A 400-nucleotide genomic window follows, 5' to 3' on the forward strand; every position below is an offset into this window, starting at 1 on the left:
CGTTCATTGCACGACTGAGAAACCGCACGACACACAGCTCGGCTGGCAGGTCGCCTGCCGCAACGCAGGCGACCTGCACAGCCTCGCCGCTGACAAGGGCTACGATTGGATGGAGTTACGCGAAAAACTTCGAGAAGAGGACGTGAGACCGCTGATTAAACATCGAATCTTCCGGCCCATCGACCACACGCATAACGCGCGGGTCGATGGGCCTCGCTACCGCCAACGATCGATGTGTGAGACCGTCTTCTCGGCGATCAAGCGCACGCACGGCGTCGCCGTGCGTGCGCGAACCTGGTACCGAGAATTTCGTGAACTCGTCGTGAAATGTGTCGTTCATAACATCAAGCGTGCCGCAACACAGTGAAATCAACCGCAGTATGGCGATTCACCAGAGCCA

General features: G+C 58.0%; 1 protein-coding gene. It reads left to right on the forward strand.

Going from position 1 to position 400, the window contains the following annotated elements; all coding sequences use genetic code 11:
* The coding region (locus AC1XDK_RS30820; RefSeq protein ID WP_483353836.1) for a transposase at nt 1–367 on the forward strand (367 nt) is incomplete at its 5' end.
* Nucleotides 368–400: the final 33 nt, after the last annotated feature.

It is taken from the genome of Haladaptatus sp. HS23, assembly GCF_056892285.1.